This window comes from Coleofasciculus sp. (assembly GCF_046539235.1).
Lineage (GTDB): Bacteria > Cyanobacteriota > Cyanobacteriia > Cyanobacteriales > Coleofasciculaceae > Coleofasciculus.
The window spans coordinates 1-6,492 of sequence record NZ_JBKHHI010000381.1 but is presented as its reverse complement, the minus strand read 5'-3'; the positions used below and the strand labels follow the sequence as shown (position 1 = coordinate 6,492).

The window sequence follows — 6,492 nt, the reverse complement described above, 5'->3', positions numbered from 1 at the left end:
CGCACTCTTCAATCCCATCCTAAACTCCATCTGGCTCTTACCCTAGCGTAACTGATGCCAGCTAGGAAAAAGCGCGATCGCACTCCTCAATCCTATCTCTAAGCTTCATCTAGCTCTTTTGGTAGCGTAATTGATGACAATCGTCGATATCAGACCCTATACAGGTTATGCTGGGGTCTAGCATTGGTGTCGCGATCGCACGATTACGACGGGAGCATGTCAGAACACAAAATGTTCTTGTAGGTTGGGTAGAGCGTAAGCGTTACCCGCCACGCACAGATGGATAAGAATGAATTTGGTCAGTTATTAGCTCAACGGCAAGTCTTGCGTCACTACGGTGCTGAAGAACTAGAGGATGATTTACGCTATGCCCGTTGAGAGTAATATATTACTTTTTCTTGAGTGCAGAAGCACCTAATAAGCTGTTCGGCATTTAAACCTTAATATCAGGAATGGCGAAAGCCTTGTAGTGCGAGCATCTTGCTCGCTACTAATACCCAATTTAAATGCATGACAGCTTACCCCGACAGCTAACAAGCCCAAAACAGAGGTTGGTTCCGGTACAGATTTTGTCTCTAGATAGGAGAAAACTTGGCTTGAATTGAAGGAAAGATTGTCGAAACTGGGATTGAGAGATACCCAAACATTTGGTGGTAAATCAGGAATAACCTTCGTTTGTCCCTGAGTGGCTCCGGGAGCTGACATCGTATCGACTTCAATATGTAAAGGCGTTTCTGTAGAGAAATTTGGCTCACTCAGGTTAATCGCCGCAACTAAATCCCAAACTGGGTTAGGATCATTTTCGCTTTGAATCACGGTGAGCGCAAAGTCTAGAAATTCTGCGGCAATTATACTTTCAGGTGTACCTGTCGCCAACCACGCCTGATAATCATCGCGATCAAACTCAATTTGATTCGTCGCATCCAGGGGAGTCAACTGAATGTTCAAACCTTGTTCTCCAGCTTCAAACACCTCTTGCGCGGCGACTGGATCAACCCAAATATTAAATTCGGCTGTCGTGTTGGTGGAAAAGGGAGGAAACGGCAAAACCGACAAGTTTCCTGGTACAAATACAGCACCCCCCATAATTTCTATGACCGCGATATTATCAATAATTGTCGGATCAAGTCGCAGCGCTTCGGCAATATTGGTGAGTGGACCCGTTGCTAAGATGGCGACAGGTTCCGGTGATTGTTGGATTGTCTCGACAATGAGTTCTGCTGCGGGTCTTTTTTCAACAGGTGGCGCGGTTTCTGGTAGAGTAACAAAGGGTGACCAAAATGTATCCGATTCATCCCGAATAAATTCTGGAAAGGCATTGTTCCCGGCTAGGGGATCAGGTCTACCTACTCCAATCGGGATACCTGTTACCTCTAACCGCCCCAGCATCCGTTCTAGATTATCCACAAATATCTCAGGATGAGCAATGCCTTGGGCGATGGTAATTGCCTGAATATCAAATTTAGGATTTGCCAGCATATAGGCTAAGGCTGTCATCCCATCTTGGCTCCCATCATCATCAACAATTAGGGGAGTTGGTGTCATGGAGGCGTCAGCTTGGGGAGTATCCACGACTACGCCAATTAATAAACCAGCAGTCGTGGCTAAAATAATGGCAATTTTGGTAAAGCTGCTGTTTAATATCAGATGTTTAATACTGATTAACCGAAGTAATTTATTGGTGATTGTACTGGTTGTCTCCGATACCATGGAAATTTTCGGGGATAGCTATTTTAAATGAGTCGTGAAACCCAACAGATGTTAGTCCATTTTAATGGACTTGAGTTCTTAGCCCGGAGTTTGAACTCCGGGCAGATGCTATCGCCTTCTCTCCTGTAACTTGCGATAAACATCCCGCACATCAATCTGGTGATGCGCTAAGGCGACTAGGGTGTGATAAAACAAATCCGCCGCTTCCGACGCGATCGCATCTTTCTCATCATCCTTGCACGCCATTACCACCTCGGCGGCTTCTTCGCCAATCTTTTTAAGAATCTTATTATCCCCACCATTAAATAGCTTACAGGTATAGGATTCAGGAGTAGGATTATCCCGGCGATCGCAAATCACCTCAAACACCTGAGACAATGTATCCGCAGGCGGTGCAGCCTTTATCCCATCCACCTGATGAAAACAACTGCGTTCCCCGGTATGACAGGCAATATCCCCCACCTGTTCCACACCAATCAGCAGCGTATCACTATCACAGTCATACCGGAGCGATCGCACATGCTGCAAATGACCCGATGTTGCACCTTTGTGCCATAATTCCTGACGCGATCGACTCCAGAACCAGGTTTCCCCCGTGTCCAAGGTTTTCTGCAATGATTCCCGATTCATCCACGCCATCATCAATACCGTACCATCCAGATAATCCTGGACAATGGCGGGGACAAGCCCCTGATCGTTATAACGGATTTTCTCAACCGGAATCGCTTGGCTAGAAGTAGAGGATACAGTCGATGACATAGTGCAGTAACGAAAGCGAGCAATAATAACTAACTTACCAGTGTTCGCCAAGAACATGGATTTTGTTGAAGCCTTTTAGCAGCCATGACACCATTGATATCCCGTAGGGTGGGCATTGCCCACCAGAATAAGAGGAGCATAACATTCATCAATGGCGAAATCATTGTAGTGCGTTTAGCGAAGCCATGCCGCAGGCTTTGCATCTTGCTCGCTACTCATACCCAATTTAAATGAATGACAGCTTATCTTGCCCTATATATTATCTGGATCAATCCCTAATTCTCGCAACCGTTGCGCCAATTGCTGGGCGCGTTCTTCAGCAGCAAGTACCTGTTCTTCGGCTAATTGTGCGCGTTGGGCTTCCTGTTGGGCGCGTTCTTCGGCTAATCGAGCAAGTTGGGCTTCCTGCTGGGCGCGTTCTTGGGCTAATCGAGCGAGTTCAGCTTCCTGCTGGGCGCGTTCTTCGGCGGCGATTGCCCGTTGTTCAGCCAATACAGCCTGCTCATTATCCGTAGGAATCAACTCGCCTGAAGGGGTCATCCATCGCAACCAACGTCCGTTAATCTCCCGAAACCGTCCTGACCATAATCCCAAGCTTAACCCTAATTCGGGTATGACCAACCGATTATTGGTTAAATTCACCCGTTGATAATTCCCCTCAACTAAATGAAAGATTTGCAGTTCCAAGGTATAGCGGCTAAAAATCACATAGTAAGGAACCCGCAAAATCTGTTCATAAACCTGCCATTTTGTCGGTGGACTTCCGGCTTGGGGGATTGTCCGTCCAAAATCCTCATCTTCCGTCCCCGGAGATAATAACTCCACTACCACAAAAGGACTAATTTGTTCTTGCCAAATCACATAACTTAAGCGCAACTCTCGCTGTTCATACAAGCGCGGAATTCCGACAACTCCAAACCAATCGGGACGCTTGTACCAGTGCGTATGATTAACATCATAATAAAGATTCAAATCGCAGGCAGAAAACACCTGCTCCCAATTCCAATTAGTTGGTTGAAAGGTTAAAAGGAGTAAAAGCGGTTGAAAAAAGTGAAACTCATCGGGCAATCCAGGGTCCTCCGGATTATCACTGGGTAAATCATACATAGTCGGCAAGGTTTGCCGGGGAGAATCTGGGGGATTGGATTGGGTGGGTAGACGAATCATGATCAGAGGTGTTGATTACTGTGAAATCTATTCCATCATTTTAGCGGCGTTACAATGACCAATGACAAATGACCAATGACAAATCACTTACCAGGTTGGATCACTATAGAGATTAATCGTAAGCTGTTCCTGACCCGGTGGTACAGCCGAGATGCAGGCGCAAATTGTTTCTGTGTCGTTAATCTCCACCTCACAAGCATGACAGGAACCCATCAGGCATCCGGTGGGAATGAAAACGCCAGCGCGTTGAGCCACTTGCAGTAAAGGTTCTCCCACTTCTGCATTAATCGTGACATCATCGGGTAAAAATCGAATGGTAACACTCATGAACAGGTTTGCTATTAACTCACGTCAAGTTCGGTATGATAGTACTTAAATCCAAATGAGCCTCTACGCTATCGGCTAAAGAATTCAAAACCACTTCGCGCTGCTCTCGATAGTCGGGAATACCCGTTGGCAAAGAGGAAAGTCCGCGTTGATGTCGCAGTTGATTCAACCACGCCCGTCGCCAGGGACCATTATCAAATAAACCATGGAGATAGGTTCCCCAAATGGACTGAGTGATATCGACTAACCCTAAACCCGGGTCATCAAACAGGGGTTGATAGGCAGATTTATTATCCGTGGTTTCTGAGTCAATCAGCCGAGAACGCCCTTGATGGATTTCGTAACCAGCGACAGGTAAACCGACTTGGGGATAGTTAGAGGTGACTAGGCGCTGACGTGCTACTTTTCGGGCAGTAATTATGGTTTTGATCGGTAATAATCCTAATCCTTGATATTGTCCCGGTTCATCTTCAATACCATCGGGATCAAGCAGGGTTTGACCTAGCATTTGAAACCCACCACAAATCCCTAAAACGGTACCCCCCGCAGCGGCATAGTTTTTAATCTCTTCAATCATGCCTGTTTTGTGGAGTACGAGTAAGTCGCTAATCGTGGTTTTTGTCCCCGGCAAAATTAGGGCATCGGGGTATCCTAGGGATTGATTCGGTGCTAAATATTTAACGTTAACCGTTGATTCCGCTTCGAGGGCATCAAAGTCAGTAAAGTTAGAGATGCGAGGGAAACGAATGACCGCCACCGTTAATTCACTATCCCGTTTTCTCTTATTGTAGCGATCCAGTAATGCCAAAGAGTCTTCGGCGGGAAAGATCTCATTAATCCAGGGAATCACCCCAATGACAGGAATTCCGGTGCGTTCTTCGAGCCAAGTAATTCCCGATTCCAACAGCGATCGCTGTCCTCTAAATTTATTAATCACCACACCCTTAATTAAGGCTCGCTCATCCGGTTCCAAGAGTTCTAGAGTCCCAATAATATGAGCAAATGCGCCGCCGCGATCAATATCTACTACGAGTAACGTTGGTGCATTTAAATGCTTCGCTACCCGCATATTGGTTAAGTCACGGTGCTTCAAATTAATTTCTGCTGGACTCCCTGCACCCTCACACACCACAAAATCAAACTCATGACTCAAACGCCGCAGCGACTCTTCAATCGCTTGCCAACCCCGATCAAAGTACTGTTCATAATAATCCGCCGCGCCGACTTTACCCACCACTTGACCCATGAGAATGACTTGAGAGGTCATATCCCCCTGGGGTTTAAGTAAAATTGGGTTCATTTCGACACAGGGCGTCACATCAGCCGCCCAAGCTTGAACCGCTTGAGCATGTCCAATTTCGCCGCCATTGGGGGTGACGTAGGCATTGAGTGCCATATTTTGTCCCTTAAATGGAGCCACACGCCAACCGCGCCGGGACAGAATACGGCACAAGGCGGTAGTAATAAAGGATTTTCCTGCGTGGGAGGTTGTTCCCACCACCATCAGCGATTTCATAAAGCGGCTTCGGAGTTATAGGGTAATCAGGACGAATAGAAGCAACCCTGCAACTATAAACTTAGATCGGCAATCGCCACCAACGGTTCCAGGCGTGAGTGATGCGATCCCAAAGGGATGGCGGAGGTAATGACTCGCCTCGGCTTGCCCATTTTTCCACCAGTTGACGACCCAAGGGTGTGAGACGAAAACTGTCGGTAATTCCTTGACCATCAACTTCTCGCCGCAACACGCCGACTTGAATCAACCACATTAAATCACGTTCGGCTGCCAACTCGGATAAGGGACTTTTAGTATAGCCCTGTTCTATCCCCTTTTGCGTCGCGATCGCCAGCAGGGAAACACTGGTTGAACGCATCTCCTTGTACAAGGTTAACTGGAAGGGCAAACAGCACAAAGCTTGTTCAGCGCGTTTTATGGTGCGCTCTGGATAGTGAACCGACTGGGCTTTTTCAGAGGAAATAGATGTCATTGCAACTGGATTAGCTCCTGGAAACGCTGGTAAATCCTACGTTTAGACCTCTTTTTATCTTACCAGGGGGCTTGGGGGAGTTGTAAGACCCACGCTGTAACATAAGATGAGCGCGTTGGGATACACAACGCCCCCAAGTTAATTTAGGTGACTAAATGTCACCTAAACTAACATTTAAACTCACGCAACTAGCCAGTAAATGCGTAATCAAGCAGTTGCATAAAGGTTGGGATTACTTTAAGTCTCGCGGTTTTGGCTTTCCCAGATTTAAAAAGTTTGGGCAGTTTAATTCGTTACTGTTTCCTCAATTCAAGGAAAACCCTGTAACCGGTTTACATATTAAATTACCCAAAATTGGGGCAATTACTGTCAACCTGCACCGACCTATTCCATCTGGATTTACGGTTAAACAGGTGCGAATCTTATGTCAAGCTGACCGATGGTATGCATCTATCAATATTCAATGTGACGTCAGTGTTCCTGACCACCATCACTCAATATGTGTGCTGGAAACGTGGAAAGTTTTTTGCTGTTGTTGATG

At 46.6% G+C, this 6,492-nt stretch carries 7 protein-coding genes and 1 pseudogene; 2 read left to right on the top strand and 6 right to left on the bottom strand.

The features are described 5' to 3' along the window. Positions 1-279: 279 nt before the first annotated feature. On the top strand, positions 280-378 hold the full coding sequence (locus ACLFWI_RS24615; protein ID WP_446415104.1) for a UPF0175 family protein: 99 nt from the start codon (positions 280-282) through the stop codon (positions 376-378). Positions 379-414: 36 nt separating this feature from the next. Here ACLFWI_RS24615 and ACLFWI_RS24610 read toward each other — a convergent pair whose 3' ends face one another. The 6 genes from ACLFWI_RS24610 to ACLFWI_RS24585 all read right to left on the bottom strand — a co-directional run bounded on the left by ACLFWI_RS24610 (position 415) and on the right by ACLFWI_RS24585 (position 5,951). Next, a complete protein-coding gene (locus ACLFWI_RS24610; RefSeq protein ID WP_446415103.1) occupies positions 415-1,710 on the bottom strand; it encodes a nucleoside hydrolase in 1,296 nt (431 codons plus the stop codon). 108 nt (positions 1,711-1,818) lie between these two features. Continuing rightward, on the bottom strand, positions 1,819-2,469 hold the full coding sequence (gene hisIE, locus ACLFWI_RS24605) for a bifunctional phosphoribosyl-AMP cyclohydrolase/phosphoribosyl-ATP diphosphatase HisIE (RefSeq protein ID WP_446410309.1): 651 nt from the start codon (positions 2,467-2,469) through the stop codon (positions 1,819-1,821). Between the two features lie 252 nt (positions 2,470-2,721). Next, positions 2,722-3,636, bottom strand: coding sequence for a Uma2 family endonuclease (locus tag ACLFWI_RS24600; RefSeq protein WP_446415102.1), 915 nt, complete (start codon positions 3,634-3,636; stop codon positions 2,722-2,724). 87 nt (positions 3,637-3,723) lie between these two features. Beyond that, entirely contained in the window at positions 3,724-3,963 is a 240-nt protein-coding gene (locus tag ACLFWI_RS24595) for a 2Fe-2S iron-sulfur cluster-binding protein (protein ID WP_446381012.1), read from the bottom strand. A gap of 19 nt (positions 3,964-3,982) precedes the next feature. Beyond that, the gene (gene cobQ / locus ACLFWI_RS24590) at positions 3,983-5,479 is read right to left on the bottom strand and encodes a cobyric acid synthase CobQ (protein ID WP_446415101.1); all 1,497 of its coding nucleotides are present in this window, start codon (positions 5,477-5,479) and stop codon (positions 3,983-3,985) included. Positions 5,480-5,540: 61 nt separating this feature from the next. Then, positions 5,541-5,951: an Npun_F0494 family protein gene (locus tag ACLFWI_RS24585; RefSeq protein ID WP_446415100.1), complete on the bottom strand. Its 411-nt coding sequence runs from the start codon at positions 5,949-5,951 to the stop codon at positions 5,541-5,543. 206 nt (positions 5,952-6,157) lie between these two features. Here ACLFWI_RS24585 and ACLFWI_RS24580 point away from each other — a divergent pair. Then, positions 6,158-6,457: pseudogene (locus ACLFWI_RS24580) on the top strand (RNA-guided endonuclease TnpB family protein); the annotation flags it as partial. Positions 6,458-6,492: the final 35 nt, after the last annotated feature.

What these genes read in the sequence shown, in the direction of transcription:
- ACLFWI_RS24615 (WP_446415104.1), top strand. Translation starts at nt 280, where the DNA reads ATGGATAAGAATGAATTTGGTCAGTTATTAGCTCAACGGCAAGTCTTG.
- ACLFWI_RS24610 (WP_446415103.1), bottom strand. Translation starts at nt 1,710, where the DNA reads ATGGTATCGGAGACAACCAGTACAATCACCAATAAATTACTTCGGTTA.
- hisIE (WP_446410309.1), bottom strand. Translation starts at nt 2,469, where the DNA reads ATGTCATCGACTGTATCCTCTACTTCTAGCCAAGCGATTCCGGTTGAG.
- ACLFWI_RS24600 (WP_446415102.1), bottom strand. Translation starts at nt 3,636, where the DNA reads ATGATTCGTCTACCCACCCAATCCAATCCCCCAGATTCTCCCCGGCAA.
- ACLFWI_RS24595 (WP_446381012.1), bottom strand. Translation starts at nt 3,963, where the DNA reads ATGAGTGTTACCATTCGATTTTTACCCGATGATGTCACGATTAATGCA.
- cobQ (WP_446415101.1), bottom strand. Translation starts at nt 5,479, where the DNA reads ATGAAATCGCTGATGGTGGTGGGAACAACCTCCCACGCAGGAAAATCC.
- ACLFWI_RS24585 (WP_446415100.1), bottom strand. Translation starts at nt 5,951, where the DNA reads ATGACATCTATTTCCTCTGAAAAAGCCCAGTCGGTTCACTATCCAGAG.